At 61.4% G+C, this 22,647-nt stretch carries 23 protein-coding genes and 1 tRNA gene; 13 read left to right on the top strand and 11 right to left on the bottom strand.

The window, feature by feature from the left end; translation table 11 throughout:
• Positions 1-96: 96 nt before the first annotated feature.
• Both ACP7AL_RS00220 and ACP7AL_RS00215 read left to right on the top strand, forming a co-directional pair.
• Positions 97-1,578, top strand: coding sequence for a methyl-accepting chemotaxis protein (locus ACP7AL_RS00220; protein ID WP_425987669.1), 1,482 nt, complete (start codon positions 97-99; stop codon positions 1,576-1,578).
• A gap of 213 nt (positions 1,579-1,791) precedes the next feature.
• Complete coding sequence (locus tag ACP7AL_RS00215; protein WP_425987666.1) at positions 1,792-2,964, top strand: isovaleryl-CoA dehydrogenase; 1,173 nt, start codon at positions 1,792-1,794, stop codon at positions 2,962-2,964.
• 123 nt (positions 2,965-3,087) lie between these two features.
• Here ACP7AL_RS00215 and ACP7AL_RS00210 read toward each other — a convergent pair whose 3' ends face one another.
• Together ACP7AL_RS00210 and ACP7AL_RS00205 are read right to left on the bottom strand one after the other, a co-directional pair.
• Complete coding sequence (locus ACP7AL_RS00210; protein WP_425987664.1) at positions 3,088-3,900, bottom strand: DUF2927 domain-containing protein; 813 nt, start codon at positions 3,898-3,900, stop codon at positions 3,088-3,090.
• Between the two features lie 143 nt (positions 3,901-4,043).
• The gene (locus ACP7AL_RS00205; protein ID WP_006021898.1) at positions 4,044-4,613 is read right to left on the bottom strand and encodes a L,D-transpeptidase; all 570 of its coding nucleotides are present in this window, start codon (positions 4,611-4,613) and stop codon (positions 4,044-4,046) included.
• A gap of 300 nt (positions 4,614-4,913) precedes the next feature.
• Between ACP7AL_RS00205 and ACP7AL_RS00200 the strand changes: the two genes are divergently transcribed.
• The 3 genes from ACP7AL_RS00200 to ACP7AL_RS00190 all read left to right on the top strand — a co-directional run bounded on the left by ACP7AL_RS00200 (position 4,914) and on the right by ACP7AL_RS00190 (position 7,128).
• Positions 4,914-6,461, top strand: coding sequence for an acetolactate synthase large subunit (locus ACP7AL_RS00200; RefSeq protein WP_425987660.1), 1,548 nt, complete (start codon positions 4,914-4,916; stop codon positions 6,459-6,461).
• 133 nt (positions 6,462-6,594) lie between these two features.
• On the top strand, positions 6,595-6,813 hold the full coding sequence (locus ACP7AL_RS00195; RefSeq protein WP_006021896.1) for a hypothetical protein: 219 nt from the start codon (positions 6,595-6,597) through the stop codon (positions 6,811-6,813).
• Between the two features lie 153 nt (positions 6,814-6,966).
• Positions 6,967-7,128, top strand: a complete 162-nt coding sequence (locus ACP7AL_RS00190) for a Flp family type IVb pilin (RefSeq protein WP_425987658.1) — start codon at positions 6,967-6,969, stop codon at positions 7,126-7,128.
• Between the two features lie 14 nt (positions 7,129-7,142).
• On the opposite strand, the gene ACP7AL_RS00185 is transcribed toward ACP7AL_RS00190, so the two are convergent.
• From ACP7AL_RS00185 to ACP7AL_RS00165, 5 genes are all read right to left on the bottom strand, one after another.
• Positions 7,143-7,634, bottom strand: a complete 492-nt coding sequence (locus ACP7AL_RS00185) for a hypothetical protein (protein WP_425987656.1) — start codon at positions 7,632-7,634, stop codon at positions 7,143-7,145.
• Positions 7,631-8,842: a hypothetical protein gene (locus ACP7AL_RS00180; RefSeq protein WP_425987654.1), complete on the bottom strand. Its 1,212-nt coding sequence runs from the start codon at positions 8,840-8,842 to the stop codon at positions 7,631-7,633. The genes ACP7AL_RS00185 and ACP7AL_RS00180 overlap by 4 nt, the downstream gene beginning before the upstream one ends.
• A gap of 61 nt (positions 8,843-8,903) precedes the next feature.
• Positions 8,904-8,978 (bottom strand) — tRNA-Val (locus ACP7AL_RS00175).
• 121 nt (positions 8,979-9,099) lie between these two features.
• Positions 9,100-10,401: a hypothetical protein gene (locus ACP7AL_RS00170; protein WP_425987652.1), complete on the bottom strand. Its 1,302-nt coding sequence runs from the start codon at positions 10,399-10,401 to the stop codon at positions 9,100-9,102.
• Between the two features lie 146 nt (positions 10,402-10,547).
• Positions 10,548-11,117 (bottom strand): DUF1134 domain-containing protein, encoded by a 570-nt coding sequence (locus tag ACP7AL_RS00165; protein ID WP_425987649.1) that lies wholly within the window; start codon positions 11,115-11,117, stop codon positions 10,548-10,550.
• A gap of 122 nt (positions 11,118-11,239) precedes the next feature.
• Here ACP7AL_RS00165 and ACP7AL_RS00160 point away from each other — a divergent pair, with 122 nt between their 5' ends.
• Positions 11,240-11,737, top strand: a complete 498-nt coding sequence (locus ACP7AL_RS00160) for a YHS domain-containing (seleno)protein (protein ID WP_425987648.1) — start codon at positions 11,240-11,242, stop codon at positions 11,735-11,737.
• Here the strand turns inward: ACP7AL_RS00160 and cysQ are convergent.
• Entirely contained in the window at positions 11,731-12,558 is an 828-nt protein-coding gene (gene cysQ / locus ACP7AL_RS00155; RefSeq protein ID WP_425987646.1) for a 3'(2'),5'-bisphosphate nucleotidase CysQ, read from the bottom strand. The genes ACP7AL_RS00160 and cysQ overlap by 7 nt on opposite strands.
• Before the next feature lie 154 nt (positions 12,559-12,712).
• Here cysQ and chpT point away from each other — a divergent pair, with 154 nt between their 5' ends.
• From chpT to ACP7AL_RS00125, 6 genes are all read left to right on the top strand, one after another.
• Positions 12,713-13,360 (top strand): histidine phosphotransferase ChpT, encoded by a 648-nt coding sequence (chpT, locus tag ACP7AL_RS00150; protein WP_006021889.1) that lies wholly within the window; start codon positions 12,713-12,715, stop codon positions 13,358-13,360.
• Between the two features lie 194 nt (positions 13,361-13,554).
• The gene (locus ACP7AL_RS00145; protein ID WP_425987644.1) at positions 13,555-16,263 is read left to right on the top strand and encodes a hybrid sensor histidine kinase/response regulator; all 2,709 of its coding nucleotides are present in this window, start codon (positions 13,555-13,557) and stop codon (positions 16,261-16,263) included.
• A gap of 11 nt (positions 16,264-16,274) precedes the next feature.
• Positions 16,275-16,745, top strand: coding sequence for a chemotaxis protein CheW (locus tag ACP7AL_RS00140; RefSeq protein ID WP_425987641.1), 471 nt, complete (start codon positions 16,275-16,277; stop codon positions 16,743-16,745).
• A gap of 70 nt (positions 16,746-16,815) precedes the next feature.
• Complete coding sequence (locus ACP7AL_RS00135) at positions 16,816-17,181, top strand: response regulator (RefSeq protein WP_006021886.1); 366 nt, start codon at positions 16,816-16,818, stop codon at positions 17,179-17,181.
• A gap of 95 nt (positions 17,182-17,276) precedes the next feature.
• The gene (locus ACP7AL_RS00130; protein WP_425987639.1) at positions 17,277-18,488 is read left to right on the top strand and encodes a protein-glutamate methylesterase/protein-glutamine glutaminase; all 1,212 of its coding nucleotides are present in this window, start codon (positions 17,277-17,279) and stop codon (positions 18,486-18,488) included.
• Positions 18,431-19,321: a CheR family methyltransferase gene (locus tag ACP7AL_RS00125; RefSeq protein ID WP_425989975.1), complete on the top strand. Its 891-nt coding sequence runs from the start codon at positions 18,431-18,433 to the stop codon at positions 19,319-19,321. Before ACP7AL_RS00130 ends, ACP7AL_RS00125 begins: the two co-directional genes overlap by 58 nt.
• 49 nt (positions 19,322-19,370) lie before the next feature.
• Here ACP7AL_RS00125 and ACP7AL_RS00120 read toward each other — a convergent pair whose 3' ends face one another.
• Positions 19,371-19,991, bottom strand: coding sequence for a TetR/AcrR family transcriptional regulator (locus ACP7AL_RS00120; RefSeq protein WP_425987636.1), 621 nt, complete (start codon positions 19,989-19,991; stop codon positions 19,371-19,373).
• Positions 19,951-20,778, bottom strand: a complete 828-nt coding sequence (locus tag ACP7AL_RS00115) for an SDR family NAD(P)-dependent oxidoreductase (RefSeq protein WP_425987634.1) — start codon at positions 20,776-20,778, stop codon at positions 19,951-19,953. The genes ACP7AL_RS00120 and ACP7AL_RS00115 overlap by 41 nt, the downstream gene beginning before the upstream one ends.
• A gap of 69 nt (positions 20,779-20,847) precedes the next feature.
• Here ACP7AL_RS00115 and ACP7AL_RS00110 point away from each other — a divergent pair, with 69 nt between their 5' ends.
• Positions 20,848-21,645, top strand: coding sequence for a hypothetical protein (locus tag ACP7AL_RS00110; protein ID WP_425987631.1), 798 nt, complete (start codon positions 20,848-20,850; stop codon positions 21,643-21,645).
• Positions 21,646-21,724: 79 nt separating this feature from the next.
• Here ACP7AL_RS00110 and ctrA read toward each other — a convergent pair whose 3' ends face one another.
• Positions 21,725-22,426, bottom strand: a complete 702-nt coding sequence (gene ctrA, locus ACP7AL_RS00105; protein ID WP_006021880.1) for a response regulator transcription factor CtrA — start codon at positions 22,424-22,426, stop codon at positions 21,725-21,727.
• Positions 22,427-22,647 lie beyond the last annotated feature (221 nt).

The raw sequence follows: 22,647 nt of genomic DNA, 5'->3' as shown, positions 1-22,647 counted from the left end.
CTATCAGAGGGAACAATTACAAACATGTTCGCGTAAAAGTTGATTAACCAGTTAACCTTAGCCTTGCTGCGTCGATCTGACCCAGGGGCATGGAAAATGCAATTGTTCAATTCTTCTCAGGAGCTTGCGGCAAAGCTCGATGCGCTCAGCAAGTCTCAGGCGATCATCGAGTTTAACCTCGATGGCACAATCGTGACCGCGAATTCCAATTTCCTCAATGCCATGGGGTACCGGCTGGAAGAAGTTCAGGGCAAGCACCACAGCATGTTTGTCGATCCCGAACTGCGCGACCGGCCCGAATACCGCGAATTCTGGGACGCGCTGCGCCGGGGAGAGCACCAGTCGCGCGAGTTTCCCCGCATCGCCAAGGGCGGGCGCCAGATCTGGATCCAGGCGTCGTACAACCCTCTGATGGGCCGTGGCGGCAAGCCGTACAAGGTGGTGAAGTTCGCCGCCGACATCACCGAACAGAAGCTGAAGAGCGCCGATTACGAAGGCCAGATCGCTGCCATTCAGAAGTCGCAGGCCGTGATCGAGTTCAACCTCGACGGCACCATCATCACCGCCAACGAGAACTTCCTGAAGACGCTCGGCTACCGGCTGGACGAGATCCAGGGCAGGCATCACGGCATGTTCGTCGAGCCTCAGTATCGCGACAGCGCCGCCTATCGCGACTTCTGGGATGCACTGCGCCGGGGTGACTATCAGGCCGCCGAATACAAGCGCGTCGGCAAGGGCGGCAGGACGGTCTGGATTCAGGCCTCCTACAATCCGATCCGGGGCGCGGATCGCAAGCTCGTCAAGGTGGTGAAGTTCGCCACCGACACCACGGCGCAGGTCGAGGATCGCATCCGCCGCAGCGAGGTGCAGAAGTCCATCGACATCGACCTCGGGCAGATCACCGAGGCGGTCACCTCCACATCCGAGCGGGTGACGTCGGCGGTGAGCGCATCGACGCAGACATCGTCCAACATGCAGGCTGTTGCCTCGGGTGCGGAGGAGCTTGCTGCTTCGGTGAGTGAAATCAGCCGCCAGGCGTCGGATGCGCTCTCCATCTCGCTTCAGGCGGTGCAACAGGCCAACGAGACCAGCGCCATCGTTTCGGGTCTCGCCATCGCGGCGCAAAAGATCGGCGATGTGGTCAAGCTCATCAACAACATTGCCGAACAGACCAACCTGCTGGCGCTCAACGCCACCATCGAGGCGGCGCGCGCCGGCGAAGCGGGCCGGGGCTTTGCCGTCGTGGCATCGGAAGTCAAAAGCCTCGCGACCCAGACCGCGAAGGCGACCGATGAAATCAGCGCTCAGATCGCCGAGGTGCAGGGGACCACGACCAGCGCGGTCAATGTCATCGAGGCGATCACGCAGACGATTTCCCGCATCAACGAGATTTCGGCGGCAATAGCGGCTTCCGTCGAGGAACAGGCCTCGGTGACGCAGAGCATCTCGTCGAACATGCAGGTCGCGGCAAAGGGCGTGACCGACATCAACTCCAGCATGACCGATATCGCGCAGGCGACCCGCTCGGTCGATGAATCCACCCGCAAGGTGCGAGAGGCTTCGCGCGCGCTGGCGTAAGGAAACGACGCCTGACCAAATTGGCCACCGAAATGTCAGGCACAAGACATTTCGGCGTCCCGCTTTGTGGCCATCTGCCCGGCATCCAGGGGCAGATTTGCCGCACAGAGGCGCCGGCGCGTTCCGGCGCTTGCGGCCCTTCTCCCCGCAACCGGCCCGTGGCATGGTCCGCCAAACAAGGGGCTGGCAAAAGCTACCCGGGGAGAGAACCTGATGATTCCGAACGCCCACAGCATGTTCAATTTCGATCTCGGCAACACCGCGGATGCGATCCGCGAAACGGTCCGCGATTTCTCGGCGAACGAGATCGCGCCCCGCGCCGAAGAGATCGACAAGACCAACCAGTTCCCGCGCGACCTCTGGCCAAAGATGGGCGTGCTGGGTCTGCTTGGCATGACTGTTGAGGAAGATTTCGGCGGCTCCGGGCTCGGCTACCTCGAACATTGTATTGCGATGGAGGAAATCTCCCGTGCCTCGGCGTCCGTCGGACTGTCGTATGGCGCGCATTCCAACCTGTGCGTCAACCAGATCCGCCGCAACGGCAACGAAGCCCAGAAGCGAAAGTATCTCCCGAAGCTGATCTCGGGCGAACACGTCGGCGCGCTGGCGATGTCCGAGCCGGGCGCAGGGTCCGACGTCGTGTCGATGAAGACGCGCGCCGACAAGAAGGGCGATCGCTACGTCCTCAACGGCAACAAGATGTGGATCACCAACGGTCCTGTTGCCGAAACGCTGGTGGTCTACGCCAAGACCGATCCGGCGGCCGGCCCGCGCGGCATGACCGCGTTCCTGATCGAGAAGGGCATGAAGGGATTTTCGACCGCGCAGAAGCTCGACAAGTTTGGCATGCGCGGCTCCGACACCTGCGAGCTGGTGTTCGAGGATTGCGAAGTCCCGGAGGAGAATGTGCTCGGCAATGTTGGACGCGGCGTCAACGTGCTGATGTCCGGTCTCGACTATGAGCGCGCCGTGCTGGCGGCCGGACCGCTCGGCATCATGCAGGCCTGTCTCGATGTGGTGATGCCCTACATCCACGAGCGCAAGCAGTTCGGCGAGCCGATCGGCACCTTCCAGCTCGTGCAGGGCAAGGTCGCCGACATGTATGTGACGATGAATGCGTCCCGCGCCTATGTCTATGCGGTCGCGAAGGCCTGCGATCGCGGCGAGACCACGCGCGAGGACGCGGCGGGCGCGATCCTGTACGCGGCGGAGCGGGCGACCCAGTGCGCGCTGGACGCGATCCAGTTGCTTGGCGGCAACGGCTATATCAACGACTATCCGACCGGGCGGCTCTTGCGCGACGCCAAGCTCTATGAGATCGGCGCCGGCACCAGCGAAATCCGCCGTATGCTGATCGGCCGCGAACTGTTCGACAAGACGGCGTAGGCGACCTCGACGTCATTGCGAGCGAAGCGAAGCAATCCATTCTAAAAAGAAGAAGCTGGATTGCTTCGTCGCAAGAGCTCCTCGCAATGACGAAGCGCAAAGCCGCGCTCGGGCGATGCAAGGCTACCGCGGCAGGTTGTTGACCTTCGCGACCCACGCCCGCACGTCCGGCAGAATGGCCGGCAGCACCTCACGCACCTCGTCGATGGTCATGCCCGCCTTGATGCGCGGGTCATAAAGAATGTTCATGATGTACTGGTCGTAGATATCGAAGAAGCCCATCGAGACGTCGTCGTTGAACATCGTCCATGGCACCGAGTCGGTGTCGTTGATCGGCCCGAGGGATTGCAGCAATTCCTCATAGGCGCAGTCGAGGAACACGAAGTCGCTGTTGTCGACCGTCAGGATGACATCCGAATGCTGGATTTCGTAGTTGTCGTTCTTGCGAAATCCGGACAGGCATTGCGGGTCCAGCGTGTCGTGAATCTCCTTGGCCTTCTCTGCGCCGTAGAATGACGTGATGGTTTTCTGAAGGTCGCGGTCGCGGACCAGCGTGATGATGGTGTTGGCGTCGTCACGCCGGGGTGTGATCGCGATGTCGAGATGCTGCACGCGCCTTGCGATATCGCCGACAACCTTTCCGATCTGCTTCTGCCGGTCGGCGCGGGTGGAGCCGTCGATAAAGACGCGCACCGGCATGTGGTATTTGCGGATACGATCGACGCGTCCGGCGAGATGATACTCCGCGCCGAACGCCGTCTTCATGAAGCCGTCGATGATCTGGCTGTCTGTGAAAGCCTTTTTTTCACTGCGCTGGCGTGCGCTGATATTGGGCCCTTCGGCAAGGGTCGGCGACCACAACGTCGTGCTGAGCGTCAGGCTGCTCAGCAGGACGATCCCCGGTATCAGCCGCCTTATTGCCGATGACGTTTCCATGACAGACCTGAGCTACCCGTCAGGCTGCCCGCATGCAAGAGCGCACAGGGTGGCCAGTGAGAAAACGAGAAGGCCGGCCACGAAGGCCGGCCTTTGAAGAGTTTTGCGGCAGGGACCGAGCCGACGCCGGTCCTGTCCGAATCCTAGTTCTTGACGATGACCGTCGCGCCGACCCGCACCCGATCGTAGAGGTCGATGACGTCGTCATTGACCATGCGGAAACAGCCCGAGGAGACAGCCTGACCGATCGTCTCCGGCTCGTTGGAGCCGTGAATGCGATAAAGCGTCGAGCCGAGATACATCGCGCGCGCACCGAGCGGATTGTCGGGACCGCCGACCATGTGGCGCGGCAGGTCCGGGCGGCGGCGCAGCATCTGCGCCGGCGGCGTCCAGCTCGGCCATTCCTTCTTCGCGGTGATGCGATGGACACCGCCCCAGCGGAAGCCGTCGCGGCCGACGCCGATGCCGTAACGCAGGGCCCGGCCGCCTTCCTGAACCAGATACAGGCGGCGTTCCTTGGTATCGATGATGATCGTGCCCGGTGCATAGTTGCCCTGGAAACCGACCGTGGTGCGCGGTATCGGGCCGGTGCCGCTGCGGTTCGTGAAGCTGAAAAGATCGGCCAGCGGATTGTACTCGGCGTCCGCCATCGCGAGGCTGGTGCCGCCGAGCAATGTCGCTGCGGTAAGAATTACGGTCAAAAGGCGCGTCATTAGAATCCTCATAAGAGATCGTCAGACCGGGGCGGAAATGTTGGCGAACCGGGAACAGGTGCCATGAACTCTGCGAGAAAGGCCACAATTTGCCTGTCTTCGCAACCCACGGACGCGTGAAAGGCTTCGGGGCAGCCCATTATCCGCCGGGGGCGTGACTTCTGCGAGACATGCCCCGCCTGCACGGTCGCGCTGCCGTTCCAATCTACCGCAGGCTTTGACGAACTGTCATAAGGATGGTTCATCTAACGGCGCCACAACAAGGCGTCACAACAAAAAGCTTTGAGCGGGAGTGGAATGATGAACGGCGCGGAAAGTCTGGTGCGAACATTGGTCGCGGGCGATGTGAGTGTCTGCTTCACCAATCCGGGAACATCGGAGATGCATTTTGTCGCCGCGCTGGATCGTGTCGAGGGGATGCGATGCGTGCTCGGATTGTTCGAAGGCATCGTCACCGGCGCCGCTGACGGGTATTACCGCATGGCCGGGAAACCCGCATCGACACTGCTGCATCTGGGGCCCGGTCTCGCCAACGGCCTCGCCAATCTGCACAACGCCAAGAAGGCGCATTCCGGCATCGTCAACATCGTCGGACAGCATGCGACCTATCACATTGAATACAACGCGCCGCTGACGTCGGACATCGAAGGTCTCGCGCGGCCGATGTCGGCCTGGGTCCGCACCTCGCCGGATTCGAAGTCCATCGCGCGCGACGGCGCCGCCGCCATTGCCGCGGCGAGAAGCCATCCGGGCCAGATCGCGACACTCATCCTTCCGGCCGACACCGCCTGGAACGAAGCCGACGGGATCGCGCAGGTGCCGGAGGATTCGCAGCGCGCCAGTTACTCGCCGCAGGCGGTCGACGAGGCGGCCCGCGTTCTGCGCAGCGGCGAGCAGACGCTGCTGCTGCTGACCGGCAAGGCCCTCACGGAAGAAGGACTGGCGCTCGCCGCGCGCATCGCCGGCAAGACCGGCTGCAAGGTCATGGGCCAGACCTACAATCCGCGCATGGCGCGCGGCCGCGGCCGCTTTTCCATCGACCGCATTCCCTATGTGATCGAGCAGGCGCTGCCGATCCTGAAGGATTTCCGCCACATCGTTCTGGTCGAGACCAACGACCCGGTGGCGTTCTTCGCCTATCCGAACAAGCCGAGCCTGCTGAAGCCGGAAGGCTGCGAGGTTCATCGCATGTGCGAGTCCGGCGAGAATTCGGTGGCGGCATTGCACGCGCTGGCCGATGCACTCGGCGCCTTGTCGTGCGCCGCGAAACCGCAGCAGCTTGTCGAACTCGCGAAACCGACCGGCGCCCTGACGCACGCATCCATTGCGCAGGCGATCGCGCTGGCCATTCCCGAGAATGCCATCGTGGTCGATGAATCGATCACCACCGGCCGCGGCTTTTTTCCGCCGACGGCGGCAGCGGCGCCGCATGACTGGCTTCAGAACATGGGCGGTTCGATCGGCTTCTCGACCCCGGTCGCGACCGGCGCCGCGGTTGCCTGCCCGGACCGCAAGGTGATCTGCATGGTCGGCGACGGCAGCGCGATGTACACGCTTCAGTCGCTGTGGACACAGGCGCGCGAAGGACTCGATGTCACCACCATCGTCTTCGCCAACCGCACCTATCAGATCCTGAAGGGCGAGTTTGCAGGCGTCGATGCCGGCGAGCCGGGACGCAAGGCGCTCGACATGCTGAATATCGACAATCCCACCCTCGACTGGGTGTCGCTGGCGAAAGGCATGGGCGTGTCCGCTCAGTCGGTCACCACCGCCGAGGACTTTTCAAAGGCGCTGACCAGTTCGGTGCGTGAAAAGGGTCCGCGACTGATCGAAGTGGTCATGGCATGATCCCGAAAAGTGGGGACCGGTTTTCGGAAAAGATCATGCCGGGAATAAAAAGTTTTGACTGATTTCGCCGAAGGAACCTCGCGCGAGGCTTCTGCGTTGAATATGTAGAAGCATTCTCGCGGGGGTTCCTGAGATGAACGTCTTTCAGGGCTCGTCCTTCAGCCCCGACACCATTGCAGCGATGACGCAGGCCTTTGAGGAGGCGGTCGAGACCCTGCCGTTTCCGGTTGGGTCGGCGCGGGTTCAGGCGCTGGCGAAAAATATTGTCGAGCTTGCGTCGCAAGGCGAGCGTGATCCGGAGCGCATGAAGCTTCTGGCGCTGCTGGCTCTGAAATCGGTCCGGCACGATTGACGACGCAAACCGTTTGCCGATTTGCTTTCGGCGGTATCATGTAAAGGTTGAGTTAAGTCTTCGGCAGCTTCTTGCCGCTAGATTAGCCGTGGCTTCATCTAATGCTCTTATCGCGAAGCCGTCATGTGCAAGAAATGCAGTGAGGCTGATCCGATGAAGAAGGCGATTGATTTTATCCGCGACGAGAGAGCTGCGACGTCGATCGAGTATGCCCTGATCGCGATGGGCATCGCGGTCGCGATTGTCGCCGCGGTCAATGGCCTCGGCACCACGCTCGGGGACAAGTACGCCACCGTGAAAGCGGCATTCGATTGATCTGACGCGACGTATTATGTGGCTGCGGTTAAGGACAATCGCGACAATCCCAATCCAAGAGTTCGCGGATCGGCCGACACTCCTTCGGACAACGGCGATCGCGGCGCATCGATCTCGAACGAAATTGTCAGGACGTCTCCGGACGTTTCGTCTGTCTGGGGCGGAAGCGACGCCGTCAGCCACCGGGGCTGATTCAATCTTCCAGCTTCGAAAACCCACTCTGCGATCTGCTCATCCCGGGCAAACACGCGAACGCGGACGGGTTCACGTTGTTTTCCTAGAAACGCAAGGGCAAGCGCATTCAGGACAAGCCGGTCGCCGGCTTTTGCCCGAACCGGCAACGCGAGCTCCGCGCTGTGCTCCACGGTCCAGACGCCCCATGTCTCGGTGGGTCCCCAGCCATTCCGCATGAAGCAGCGCGAGTCGAGCGCGTTGCCGAAATCGATCTCGCCGCCGATCTGATAGTCCGGCTCCATATCCGGCGTGGTTTTGGCGAGCGCGATCATACCTTCGATGAACCGGCGGCAACTGTCTCGACGCCAAGGCGTGGAGCAATCGCACGCGCGGCGGCGGCGAGATCCGGATTACGCACCGCGCTCAGAAGCGCGTCCGCGACTGTTCGCACCGCAGAGTCGTTGAACATCACCCCAACGCCGTAGCCCTCCGCGATCTTCTCGGCCATCCATGTGTCCTGCGGCACAACGACGGGTTTGCCGAGACTTGCGGCTTCGGTGAACGTGCCTGACGTCAATGCTCTGTACGGCTGCGCGTCATAGGCCAGCCATACCAGAGAAGCGCGGGTCAGATTGGTGAAGTAATCTTCGATGCTCTGCTCGTGAGAAATTATCTCGACGGATGAGCGAGCCTTCCGCTTCAGCCTTGCGATGGAGTTCGCGAACCTGGCAGGGATCTTGACGAGAAACCTGACCGTCGGCTCGGCGCGGGTCACGCGCTGAACAATCTCGCTCAGATTTTCGGCAAGCGTGCCCGACCTGTTGTTCAGATGCACGTAGATGGCCGGCGTCGTTGGCGTTGCGTTTGGCAAATCGGCGAAGGTCCGGCCGAAATGGTGCTGCATCATGAATGGCCGCCGGCGACACACGCGCGAGACGGTGCGTGCCTTTGCCTTTGAATTGACCAGAAAGAACACGCGCTCTTGTCCGGGGCGCGTGCGGAGATCGGAACATGCGAGCCGGTAAAAGGCGGCTCTGGCTCTGTAGCGTCCGGTGTCGAGATCGGTCAATTCGTCGCCGATGATGCGGAAGAACACGCTCGGGCGCAGCGTTGGCGGACGCCGCGCGAGCCATGCGCCTATACCGCGAATGAGGATCGGATGCCCACGCGGAAAATAGATCAGGTCTTGCGCAGTAAGTTCTTCCGCTTCGAACCGGGCCCACAGCGGTTCCAGAATATGTTCCGCATCGCTGTAGGCGACAAGCTCGGTGACGTAGTTGTCGTCAGTGACGTCCAACGCGGGCAGGGGGCTGAGAACGGCCTGGGCGGACAGAGATGCCGCAACATCCGCATCGGTGGAACGGAGCGCGAGAATTGCGACAGACATCTCCAGCGCGCTTCCCTCGGTCTTGAAGGACACGAGTTCGTTCAGCCAGTGGCTGGATTGGTCGAGCGGTTCGAAGCTGGCAATGATCAGTTTGGGATGAGACACCGCCGCGCGAGCGTGGCCGTCCTGCAGCGAAGTGTCGAGTGCCGTCATTGCCACTCTCCAGCCGCTGCCGCGGAGCAATTCAAAATGTTTCCTGAATGTCTTTTGGAAATGGTGGGCGCACAAGGGATCGAACCTTGGACCTCTCCCGTGTGAAGGGAACGCTCTCCCGCTGAGCTATGCGCCCGGAACCACCGGATATCTTTCGGAGCGGGGATTTACGGAAGCAGGGGCAGGGGTGTCAAGCGCGGTCGGCCCGTGTGCTTCAGAATTCGGCTGAAATCCCGCCGTAGATGCTGAATGTCAGTCTATCCCGGCTGACGCGCCCGTGAGGCATGTGCCTGCAAGGCCCGAATCCGTTCCGCCAGCGTGCCGCGCGCCTCGGTGGCGGGGCCAGGCGCCGCAGCGCCATTTGGGGCAGCGCCGTTCGCCGTGGTTGCCTTGACGATGGTGCTGATCGCGGGCTTTTGCTCCTCGGACGCCAGGATCGCCTCGATCGGCGAGTCGGGGCCCTCCAGCGTCACCGCAAGCTTGGCGACTTCGGCTGCGATGTCGTTGATGCGCTCGCGCAGCAGGGCATTTTCCATGCGCTCGGTGGACCACGAGCTTTCCGCCTGCTGCTGAATGAGATTGATGTCGCGCTGAAGCTTGGCGCGCTCATCCCGGGCGACGGTGAGCTGCTCTTCGAGCGAAGCCTTTTCCGCGCGGAGCTTCTCCAGCGCCGCGGAATTGCCGGTGCCGGACGCCATGTCCTCGCGCAGCTTCTGTTCGGTCTGTTTCGCGGCCTCGGCCTGCTGGCGCAACAGGGTGTTCTCGTATTCGCGCTCGGCGAGTATCTTGCCCTGCAAGGCGAGGCGGTTCTCGAGATCCGTGACGCGCGCCGACAGCATTTCTGTTTCTTTGGTCTGCACCACGAGCTGGCGATCGAGGTCGGTGACCTTTCCGCTCAGATCCTCGACCTTTCCGCGCGCGTCGCCGAGTTCGCGGGTCGCGATCTCGGCTTCGTTGCGATGGTCGGTCAGGCGCTGCCGGCTGCTGGACACTTCCTTCTCGGCGTCATTGACGCGGCTTTGCAGCGCCTCGATCTGGTTGCGGACCGCGAGCAGTTCGACCTGACGGCTTTCCGCCGTCATCGAGCGCTGGGAAAGTTCGCTGTTGAGCTTGCCGAGTTCACCCTGCTTGTCGGATAGCTGCTGTTCGGCGGTGCGCAGCGACTGCGTCTTGGCGCTGAACTCTTCTTCTGTCGCCCGCAACTGATCCTTCAGCGCCTTCTCGCGCGCTTCCAGCGCGAAAATCGCGGCGTTCTTCTCGCCGAGTTCGATCTTGAGGCGGTTGATCGCGTCCGATTTCTTGCCGAGTTCGGCGAGCTGGCTCGAGGTCTTGTTCTTGAGCTGCTCGACGCTCATTTCGAGCCGGCGGGCGGACATCGCGAACTCGGCCCGCAACTGGTCCTTGTCGGCCTGGATCTCGGCCATCGAGAGCGGGGTCGCGGCTTCGAGGCGCTTCGTCGTCAGCCGGACAGCACGGTTATGGACCAGCGGCACGATCATCAGACCGAACAGCATCGAGACCAGAAAACCGATCGCCAAATACATGATCGGTTCGACCATATGTGTGACCCCTGAGCTAGATTAAATCGTTTTTTACCATGCCACGGCGGGCGGGGAAAAAGCTAGCGGGACAGCGTGTTAACGTGAATCAGCCCGCCTCCCTGAAGGCAGGCGGGCGATGCCCCGGTCATCCTGTCAGGAAAGTGTCAGAAAGGGTTCCAGGTCGCGCGCGGCGTGAACTTCAGGTAGCCGATATTGGCGCCGAGCCGCAGGCCGACACCCGACCGGATCGGGACCAGCACGATGCCGTTCGCCGTCAGCGCCGTCATGCCGAAGCCGCCGATAATGTAGGCAGAGCCGTCGATGCCGGCGAAGCGCTGATAGATCGCGTCGGTCGCGGGCAGGTTGTAGACCAGCACCATGGTGCGCGCGCCGTCGCCGCCCCAGTCGAAGCCGACCGACGGTCCCTGCCAGTAGACCCGCAGGTCGCCGGCGTTCTTGGTGTAGAGCGTGCCTTCGCCGTAGCGCAGTCCTGCGACGAAAGCGCCGCTGCCTTCCTCGCCGAGAACATAACCGTTGGGCAGACCCCACTGGCTCACTGCGCGCTCGATCACCGACGCCAGTCCGCGCGACACGTTGCCGAAGAACCTGTGGCCCGCGCCGACCAGTTCATCCGGCCCGTAGGTATTGGACGAGCGCTGCTGGGCCGAGGCTGGCACGGCCAGGGAAATCATCGCTGCAAACACCAGCGCCGCGAGGCGCGAAGCAAAGGTCATGAAAGAACCCCTTGGACCACCGGATGGCCGGATTTCATGTCCATCGCTTAACGCCTTGCTGAGAAGCAATGGCATAAGCTGCGGTCCCACGTCCCCGACTCGATTGTTTATCGGCATCAACTATGACGGCACGGCGGCAAGAAAATAAAGGGCAACGCCTTGGAATCGCCTGTCTTGCGGTCCTTGCCGGGCTGGCCGGACCGTATACCAGCGCGTCCGCGGTCACCGAACGGGTGGTCGTGAACCGCCACAGCGGCCTTGCCATCGATGGCTTCGACCCTGTGGCCTATTTCACCGACGCCGAAGCGGCCAGGGGGCAGCCCGACATCGAGGCGTCCAGGGATGGCGCCGTCTGGCGTTTCCGGAACGAAGCCAACCGCGCCGTTTTCCTCAGCCATCCGGATATCTACGGACCCCGGTTCGGCGGCTATGACCCTGTCGACGTGGCGCGCGGCAAGACCGTCGTGGGGCAGGCGCGGTTGTGGCTGGTGTCCGGCGAGCGGCTGTATCTCTTCAGCCGCGAAGACAACCGCAACGCCTTTGCCGCCAACCCGGATGCTGTGGTCAAACAGGCCAACGGCCAATGGCCGGCGCTGCTCGAGACGCTGTCGGCTTACTGATCCACTGCGGCGGGGTCGCCCCACGCAATGAACTCGGGCACCAGAAAGTCCTCGCGCGCCTCCCCGAAGCACAGCGCCGCGCCCTTGCTGTCGGTGATCCGTCCGCCCGCCGCCGTCACCACCGCGTGCCCTGCGGCCACGTCCCATTCGGATGTCGGGGCGAGCCGGGGGTAGATGTCGGCGCCGCCTTCGGCGATCCGGCCGAACTTGACCGCGGAGCCGAGCGCCTGCCGGATCGCTCCGGGCCGGGCGGCGATGAAAGCTTCGGTCCGTTTATCGCCGTGCGACCTGCTCACGGCCACGATCCAGGCCGTGCGCGGGCCGGGATGAGGGCGGGTGTGGATCGGCTGGGCCGATCGCGCCTTGCCGTCCTTGGTCATCAAAAGGCGCTCGGCACCCCGGCCGACAATTCCCCGCCAGAGCAGTCCCAGGGCGGGGGCGGCGATGATGCCCAGCACCGGCGCGCCGTGGGTAATGAGCGCGACATTGACAGTGAACTCGTCACGCCCGGCCACGAACTCCTTGGTGCCGTCGAGCGGATCGACCAGGAAAAAGCTGTTCTTATAAGGGCGCGCGGCCAGGTCGGTGCGCTCCTCGGACAGCGCCGGAATATCCGGCGCGAGTTTCGCCAGGCCGTCCGCAATGATGCGGTGGGCCGCCATGTCGGCCTCCGTAACGGGAGAACCGTCGGATTTTCCCTCGACCAGCATGGTGGCGCGGCTGACCGCGAGGATTGCCGCCCCGGCCTGCACGACGATGTCCGTCAATGGCTCCATCAGAGCCGCAGCGGCATCCCGGTCGATCGCAGGGGTTTCGGTCATGGATCGGTCTTCAATCCGCTGTGGTTCGTGTCGCGCCTCGGTGGCCGCAGGGCCAGCCGCAGTGTATCAAACCATAAAGCACGCTTGATTCGCCGCGTCAGCACCCTGCGGCCATCTTGATCGCAGGAAATCGCTGGAAAATCCGAGGAAATTCATGTCTGGCACGTCAACTCCCGGTCCCACACCCGATGCACTCGAACTCGCCGCGTTGATGTGTTCGCGCGTCTGCCACGATCTCATCAACCCGGTCGGCGCCATCGTCAACGGTCTTGAGGTGTTCGACAGCAGCAACAAGGAAGACGACAAGGAGTTCGCGCTCGATCTGATCCGCAAGAGCGCAAAATCCACTTCCGCGCGGTTGCAGTTCTGCCGTATCGCCTATGGCGCCGCAGGGTCTGCCGGCTCCCAGATCGATCTCGGCGAAGCGCAGAAGATGACGCGCAATCATCTCGAAGACGAGAAGACCAAGATAGTCTGGAACCTCCCGCACGTGCTGATGGCGAAGAACCGGGTCAAGCTGCTGCTCAACATGCTCGTCATCGCGCAGCAGGCGATCCCGCGTGGCGGCCAGTTGATCGTCGATCCGGTGGGCGAGGGCGACACGATGGGATTTCGCATTCGCGCCGCAGGCACCAATGCGCGCGAGCCGCAGAACGTCGCGGCGCAATTGAACCTCGACAACGCCGGTTCGGTGTCCGCACATGCGGTGCAGCCTTACTATACCGCCTTGCTGGCGCAGGCCTGTGAGCTCAAGGTGTCGCTGGCTGCTGAAACCGATGCCGTGGTCGTGACTGCGGCCTAGCGGTCCGATTCCATCTTCATAAACTCTTAATGAACGGCGGTCCCCGGAGACATCCAGCTCCGGGGCAGGCGCCTTAGCGTCTTGTTCAGCGCGTTCTTTTCCAAATGCTCAACCAATATTAAACGCTTTGCGTCGAAACTGACCGCATTCCGGGAGACGTGTGTTGCGTGCCCGTTTGCGCGAAGGCTTGATTCATGGACGATCTGTTGCGTGAGTTTCTTACCGAGACCAACGAAAGTCTCGACACTGTCGACAACCAGCTGGTTCGTTTCGAACAGGATCCAAACAACGCGAAGATTCTCGATAACATCTTCCGGCTCGTTCACACGATCAAAGGCACCTGCGGCTTTCTCGGATTGCCCCGGCTCGAAGCGCTCGCGCACGCAGCCGAGACGCTGATGGGCAAATTCCGCGATGGCATGCCGGTGACCGGCGAAGCCGTGACGCTGATCCTCAGCACCATCGACCGCATCAAGGACATTCTCGGCCAGCTTGAGGCAACCGAAGCGGAGCCGGAAGGCGCCGATGTCGATCTGATCGACGCGCTTCATCATATGGTCGAACAGGGCATGGCCGCGATGGAAGCTGCGCCTGCCGCGCCTGCACCGGTTGCAGCCAAGCCGGTGACCGTCGGCCTGATGGTCGATCAGACGCTGGAACGCGAACTGCGTCCTGGCGAAGTTTCGCTCGACGAGCTTGAGCGCGCTTTCCGCGAAACCGAAATCGAAGTCGCATCGCCGTCGATTGCACCGGTTGCGCAGCCCGCTCCAAAGGCCGAAGCTCCAAGGGCCGACGCGCCGAAAGCCGCGGCAAAGCCGAAGAAGCCGGTGATCGAGAACGATACCGCGGAAGGCGACAAGATCGCGAACCAGTCCATTCGCGTCAATGTCGACACCCTCGAACATCTGATGACCATGGTGTCGGAGCTGGTGCTGACGCGTAACCAGTTGCTCGAGATCAGCCGCCGCAACGAGGATTCCGAATTCAAGGTGCCGTTGCAGCGGCTCTCCAACGTTACCGCCGAGTTGCAGGAAGGCGTCATGAAGACGCGGATGCAGCCGATAGGCAATGCCTGGCAGAAGCTGCCGCGCATCGTGCGCGATCTGTCCAGCGAACTCGGCAAGCAGATCGAACTGGAGATGCACGGCGCCGACACCGAGCTCGATCGACAGGTGCTCGACCTGATCAAGGACCCGCTGACGCACATGGTCCGCAACTCCGCCGATCATGGCCTTGAGACGACCGCCGACCGCGTCGCCGCCGGCAAGCCGGAGCAGGGCACGATCCGCGTTTCCGCCTATCATGAGGGCGGTCACATCATCATCTGCATCGCCGACAACGGGCGCGGCCTGAACACCGAGCGGATCAAGCAGAAGGCCGTGCAGAACGGCCTCGTCACCGAAGCCGACGTCGAGAAGATGACCGAGGCGCAGATCCACAAGTTCATTTTCGCGCCGGGCTTCTCCACGGCTGCCGCGGTCACGAGCGTGTCGGGCCGCGGCGTCGGCATGGACGTGGTTCGCACCAACATCGACCAGATCGGCGGCACCATCGACGTCAAGTCCGTGCCGGGCGAGGGGTCGAGCTTCACCATCAAGATCCCGCTGACGCTGGCCATCGTGTCCGCGCTGATCGTGGAAGCCGCCGGCGATCGCTTCGCGATCCCGCAGTTGTCCGTGGTCGAACTGGTGCGCGCGCGCTCCAATTCCGATCATCGCATCGAGCGGATCAAGGACACTCCGGTTCTGCGGCTGCGCAACAAGCTGCTGCCGCTGATGCATCTGAAAAAGCTGCTCAAGATCGACGACGGCGCGTCGATCGATCCGGAGAACGGCTTCATCGTGGTCACCCAGGTCGGAAGCCAGACTTTCGGCATCGTGGTCGACGGCGTTTTCCACACCGAGGAAATCGTGGTCAAGCCGATGTCCACCAAGCTTCGCCACATCGGGATGTTCTCGGGCAACACGATTCTCGGCGACGGCGCCGTCATCATGATTATAGATCCGAACGGCATCGCGCAGTCGCTCGGTACGGCTGCGGCGACACAGAGCGAAATCGGTGACGAGAACGTTTCGACCCGCTCGAATTCGGACGCGCAGTTGACCTCGCTGCTGGTGTTCCGCGCGGGATCGTCGCAACCCAAGGCGGTGCCGCTGGCGCTGGTGACCCGGCTTGAAGAAATCGCGGTCGAGAAGATCGAGATGTCGAACGGCCGTCACATGGTCCAGTATCGCGAGCAGTTGATGCCATTGGTCGAGATCGAAGGCGTCTCCATCCGCGACAGCGGCGTGCAGCCGATTCTGGTGTTCGCCGATGACGGGCGCTCGATGGGTCTCGTGGTCGATGAAATCATCGATATCGTCGAGGAGCAGCTCAGCATCGAAGTGGCAAGCACACGCGATGGCGTGCTGGGGTCTGCGGTCGTTAAGGGCCAGGCGACTGAGGTGATCGACGTCGGTCACTTCCTGCCGATGGCGTTCGCCGACTGGTTCAGCCGCAAGGAAATGCGTCTGTCAGCAACCGCCCAGACCGTTCTCCTGGTCGACGACTCCGCGTTCTTCCGCAACATGCTCGCCCCCGTTCTGAAGGCGGCAGGATATCGGGTCACGGTCGCGCAGAACGGACACGAAGGGCTTTCGGTGTTGCGCTCCGGCAATCAGTTCGACGTCGTTCTGACCGACATCGAGATGCCGGACATGAACGGCTTCGAGTTCGCCGAAGCGATCCGCGCCGACCGCCGCATGGAAGCGATGCCGATCATCGCGCTGTCGTCGGTGGTGTCACCGGCGGCGATCGAACGCGGCCGCCAGGCGGGCTTCCACGACTATGTCGCGAAATTCGACCGGCCGGGACTGATCGCCGCCCTGAAAGAACAAACCGCTGACGTCAAGCAGGCGGCGTAAGGAACATGACAATGGATACAAATGTCGACGGCGCTGACCGCGGAATCACCGAATACGTCACCGCGATGATTGGCGGACAGTTGTTCGGGCTGCCGATCTCACGGGTTCAGGACGTGTTCATGCCGGAGCGGCTGACGCGAGTCCCGCTGGCGTCTGCCGACGTTGCGGGCGTTCTCAATCTTCGCGGCCGGATCGTCACCGCGATCGATATGCGCGCACGTCTCGGCCTGCCCAGGAACGAGGACGGCAAGGTCCCGATGGCGGTGGGTGTTGACCTGCGCGGTGAATCCTACGGCCTGCTGATCGACAGCATCGGCGAGGTTCTCAAGCTTGCGGACGACAGCCGCGAGGTGAACCCGGTCAATCTCGATCCGCGCATGGCGAAAATGGCGGGAGGCGTGCACCGGCTCGAAGGGCAATTGATGGTTGTTCTCGATGTCGACCGCGTTCTCGAAATCAATCCGGACATGCTCGCCGCCTGAGAACAGTTTGGGAAAACGCAAAGCCCCGTGACAGCGGCCCACACGGGAACTGAGGAAAAAAGAGGCTAACATGAAAACATGTCTGATCGTTGACGATTCAAGCGTCATCCGGAAGGTCGCGCGGCGCATTCTGGAAGGTCTGGATTTCCAGATCGTCGAGGCTGAAGATGGCGAGAAGGCCATGGAAGTCTGCAAGCGCGGAATGCCGGACGCTATCCTGCTCGACTGGAACATGCCGGTCATGGATGGCTACGAGTTCCTCCGCAATCTGCGTCTGATGCCGGGCGGCGACAAGCCGAAGGTGGTGTTCTGCACGACCGAGAACGATGTCGCTCACATCGCCCGTGCTCTTCATGCGGGCGCCAATGAATACATCATGAAGCCGTTCGACAAGGAAATCGTGACGGCGAAATTTCATGAAGTCGGTTTGATCTGAAGCTCTGCGCTGAACTGTCGGGCGGCGCTGAATCCGGATTATCTGTTGAAGTCACGTCGTGTTGTCGCCGTTCGGTTGCGTAGAGTTGGTTTTTCATGAGCGTTGCAGTTTTGACCCCACCGGGCTCGTCCGCACAGCGGCACGAGCCACTGCGCGTCATGGTCGTCGACGATTCTGCGGTCATTCGCGGGCTGATCTCCCGCTGGATCGAGGCGGAGCCGGACTTGACGGTGGTCGCCTCGATCCGCACCGGTCTCGATGCGGTCAACCAGGTCGTCCGTGTCGATCCCGATGTGGTCGTGCTCGATATCGAAATGCCGGATATGGATGGCATCTCGGCGCTGCCGCTGCTGCTTGAGAAGAAGCGCAATCTCGTCATCATCATGGCGTCGACGCTGACCCGCCGGAACGCGGAGATCAGCTTCAAGGCGCTGTCGCTCGGTGCGTCCGACTATATTCCAAAGCCCGAGAGCACCCGCGAGATGTCCGCCGCGGATGTCTTCAAGCGCGACCTGATCGAAAAGATACGTCACCTCGGCGTTCGCCTGCGCCGTCCGGCGGTCGTTCCCAGTCCTTCGCTGGCGCCGGCAGCGCAGCCGGTGCGGGCGCCGTTGCCGCGGACGGCCACCGGCACGATGCCGCCGGTCGCACAGACCAAGCTCATGGTACGGCCGTTCACCGCAGTGGTGCCGCGCGTCCTGGTGATCGGTTCTTCGACGGGTGGCCCGCAGGCGCTGATGAATCTGGTCGCCGGTATCGGGCCGGTGATCGACCAGTATCCGGTCCTCATTACCCAGCATATGCCGCCGACCTTCACCACCATTCTCGCCGAGCATCTGGCGCGCGCGAGCGGCCGTCCTGCTCACGAGGCGGTCGATGGTGAGATCGTCAAGGCAGGGCAGATCTATCTCGCTCCGGGCGGCCGCCATATGCGCGTTGCGCGCTCGGGTGCGAATACGGTCATCGCTCTCGATGACGGACCGCAGATCAATTTCTGCAAGCCGGCGGTCGATCCGCTGTTCGCCTCGGCCGCCGAGATCTGGCAGGCCGGTATCCTCGCCGTGGTGCTGACCGGGATGGGGGCGGACGGCGCGCAGGGCGCCAAGACCATCGTCGCCGCCGGCGGCAACGTCATCGCGCAGGACGAAGCCACCAGTGTCGTGTGGGGCATGCCGGGCGCAGTCGCCCATGCTGGTGTCTGTGCGGCCATCCTGCCGCTCGACCAGATCGCTCCCAGGGTTGTTCGGGTATTTTCAGGAGTTCGCGGGTCACACCACTGGATTACGAGTATCTGCGCAAACTTCTGAAGGATCGCTCTGGCCTGCTGTTGTCGTCCGACAAGCAGTATCTGATCGAAAGCCGTCTGTTGCCGCTCGCCCGCAAGGCAGGCATTTCGGGCATCAGCGAACTTGTGCAGAAGATCAAGTCTGGTTCGGAAGCATTGACCGTCGACGTTGTCGAGGCGATGACGACCAACGAGACGTTTTTCTTTCGCGACAAGGTGCCGTTCGAGAACGTCCGCGATACCGTGCTGCCGCAACTGCTGAAGGCGCGCGCGAGCCGCCGCAGCCTGCGTATCTGGTGTGCCGCTGCGTCGACCGGGCAGGAGCCCTATTCGCTCGCCATGCTCCTGAAGGAGGCCTTGCCACCGGACTGGCGCGCCGAGATCGTTGCGACCGATCTGTCGCTTGAAGTTCTCGAAAAGGCCAAGGCCGGCATCTACAGCCAGTTCGAAGTCCAGCGCGGACTGCCGATCCAGTTGCTGGTGAAGCATTTCAAGCAGGTCGGCGATGTCTGGCAGCTCAATCCCGATATCCGCGCCATGGTCCGCTACCAGCAGGCCAACCTGTTGCAGGATTTCTCCCACTTCGGAATCTTCGACATCATCTTCTGCCGGAACGTGCTGATCTACTTCGACCAGCCCACCAAGATCGACGTGTTCGGGCGGATGCAGAAGATCAATGAACCTGATGGCTTCCTTTTCCTGGGTGCTGCGGAAACCGTGATCGGATTGACCGACGCGTACCGGGCCTGCCCGGATCTTCGCGGTGTGTACGCCCCGAACCCTGCGCGGGTGTCGTCGCCGTCCTTGGTTCCGGGATTGGGCGCGAGCCAGACAAAGATTTTGGCGCGGAACTGAAACTTCGATAGAGCGCGCGCGGGGACAAGCGATCTCGGATCCGCACTGCTTACTTCGTGGATAGACCCCCGATCGCTCTTCCGATGTGCGAGAGAACGTCCGTCGCGGCCGATTGTTTGGCTCCAACTTTCAGTTCAGCAGCGACCTCGGAGCGCATGATGCTGACGAAGCCATGCAGGGTCGACCACACAAATAATGCTTGGTGATCGATTTCTTTCGCGGCCATCGGACGTTGAGATGTTTTCGCGCGGCTTCGCAACGCGTCCCGCAACATGTCGAACGCATGATGGGCCTGTTTGAGCATATCGGGATGCCCGGATGGATCGGGCAGATCGGTGTTGAACATCAATTGATATTCGAGCGGATGCGACATCGCGTAGCGGATGTAAGCCTCGCCCATTGCGCGGAGATGATTCTCGTTCGCCGATCCTCTTTTTAGCTGCGAATCGAGATAGTTCGCGAATTGGCTGTATGCGCCTTTCAGAACTTCCGCGAGCAGATGATCCCGGCTTTCATAATGCTTGTAGGGAGCCTGATGCGACACGCCCAGGCGCCGTGCGACTTCTCGAAGACTGAGCTTGTCGATTCCGTCCGTCGCAATGATCGAAAGCGCTTCGGCGACGCAATCTTCACGCAGATTTCCCGTTCTTTTTTTCGACGCCTTGGCCACTGGATCTTACCATTCCCCTCATGACTTTCCCCATGATCCCCACACGCGACTGGCGTGGCAAGAGTGAGAGCGAGCGCGTCAGCATCTTTCCAACTCGGCCTGGAACCACAGTTCGGCGGCGGCCGAGCGCGGCGAGGCTTTCCGCTGCTATTTGCGGTGGAGAGTCAGTGGCTCCCATCAGCATATTGGCACGCAAAGCAAATCCGCTATCGACGGGACCCGGTGCACAGGACAAAACATCGACGCCGAATGCGCGTAGTTCGTCGCCGATGCCTTCGGCGAATGTTTGAATGAATGCTTTGGTCGCGGCGTAAGTTGCGGCTGCCGGCGTTCCTTGCCAGCCGACAAGCGATCCGAACAGAACGATGCCGCCGCGCCCGCGCCCGGCCATTCCGATGCCGATTCCGTGGGTCAATTCGACGACTGCGCGGCAGTTAACATCGATCATCTGAAGTTCGGCATCTACGGAATTGTGTATGAATTGCCCCGATGTTCCGAAACCCGCGGCCGCGACGAATATCCCGACCTCGCATTTGCGGAGGACGTCAAGCAAACGGGATGCGGATGTCGGAGCACTCAAATCCAAAGGCAAGATCTCGACATTTATTCTATGCCGCCGGTGAAGCGAGTCTGCGATCAGCTTCAGTTCGACTTGCCGCCGGGCAACCAGAAAAAGATCGAAACCTGCTTCCGCTAATTTCTCCGCAAATGCGCGACCGATTCCGTCCGACGCACCCGTGACGACTGCAAGCGATCCATAGTGACGTTTGAGCCGGTCTTGGGACATCTCGCGCATCCTTTCGCTTGACCCACAAAGTAGACAGTGTCTACCTTCTTGTCAAGCGAGGAGGCATCCGTGTCAGAGTTTGGTCGCACGCGAGATTTGTGGTGGAATTTGACTTATGTGCTCGGCGGGATGTTTGCTCTCACGCTGGTGCTTTACATGGTCGATGGTCGCATCATCGATCGCGAAAGCGTATGGGCGAAACCACTGAAGTTCGAAGCCTCGCTCGCGATCCACTTCGCAACGCTTGCGCTGTCGTTGAGCGCTGTCAATCCTTCCGCGACATGGGGGAAAGTCCTGTTCGCTGTCGCCGTTTCGTCGGTTGCCGCGACCGCGTTTGAAATGGTTTACATTCTCGTTCAGGCTGCGAGGCAGCAGGCCTCGCATTTCAATCTTTCAAATGGATTTTACACTGCGATGTATGTCCTGATGGCTGCAGGTGCGGTGGTCATTACATTTTCCGCCGCAGTGGTTGGATGTGCGGTCGTCATCGACCCGAAACCGGCCTTGGCGCCGGCGGTCAAATGGGGGCTCGGGATCGGGTTGATAGGCGGCAGCATCTTGACGCTGATAACGGCGTTCCGAATGGGCGGCGCCCTCGATCATCACAACGGTCTTGAAATTGCAAATGCATCGCGAATGCCGATCACGGGCTGGTCACTGACCGTTGGAGACCGGCGGGTACCGCATTTTCTGGCGACTCATATGATGCAGGCCGTTCCGCTCGCTGGAATCCTGATGGCCAGCATTTTCGGCGCGTCGCTTGGCGCAGCCGTTATTGTGTTTGTCGCTGCGGTATGGACGGCTGCAACCTTGACTGCGTTTGCACAGGCAAACTCCGGGCTACCATTCACGAGACTGCCGTTTTGACCCAAACAAAAACCCCGCCATTTGCGGCGGGGTCCAGTCTGGGAGGTGAGAGCCGCACTGGCTCTCGATACAACCCGTGTCAGGCAGGAATGCGGACCTCGTCGTCGTGTGGCTCGCGCAGCACGTAGCCACGGCCCCAGACGGTTTCGATGAAGTTACGGCCTTCCGAAGCGTTCGCGAGCTTCTTGCGCAGCTTGCAGATGAAGACGTCGATGATCTTGAGTTCGGGCTCGTCCATGCCGCCATAGAGATGATTGAGGAACATCTCCTTGGTGAGGGTGGTGCCCTTGCGGAGCGAGAGCAGCTCCAGCATCTGGTATTCCTTCCCCGTCAGGTGGACGCGCTGGCCGCCGACTTCGACGGTCTTGGTGTCGAGATTGACCACCAGATCGCCGGTCTGGATGACCGACTGGGCGTGTCCCTTGGAACGGCGCACGATCGCGTGGATGCGGGCGACCAGCTCGTCCTTGTGGAAGGGCTTGGTCATGTAGTCGTCTGCGCCGACGCCGAGACCCTTGACCTTGTCCTCGATGCCGGCGAGGCCGGAGAGGATCAGAATGGGTGTCTTGATCTTTGAGACACGCAGCTGCTTGAGAACATCGTATCCGGACATATCCGGGAGGTTCAGGTCGAGCAGGATGATGTCGTAATCATAAAGCTTTCCGAGGTCGACGCCCTCTTCTCCGAGATCCGTCGTGTAGACGTTGAAACTCTCGGATTTGAGCATCAGCTCGATCGACTGCGCAGTGGCGCTGTCATCTTCTATCAGCAATACGCGCATGCCAGTCCCCTATAGTCGCCGCTCCGGGCGTCAGGCCGGCCGCCTACTCGCGGCACTGGAAAAACGCCTTTGAACAACTGATTCGGATCCTGACGACATATGGTTAACAAATGCTGATTCGTGTCTGCAAGCTCTATCGTGCAATTTTTGTCGAATCGCACTAAGATGTTGCGTGTAAGCAGCTTTTCGTAGCCTAGCCATTCAAGTTCCACATTAAGAGG

The sequence above is a fragment of the Afipia sp. DC4300-2b1 genome (assembly GCF_049895725.1).
GTDB lineage: Bacteria > Pseudomonadota > Alphaproteobacteria > Rhizobiales > Xanthobacteraceae > Afipia > Afipia broomeae.
The sequence above is the reverse complement of the archived record's forward strand: the minus strand, read 5'-3'. Positions and strand labels throughout refer to the sequence as shown.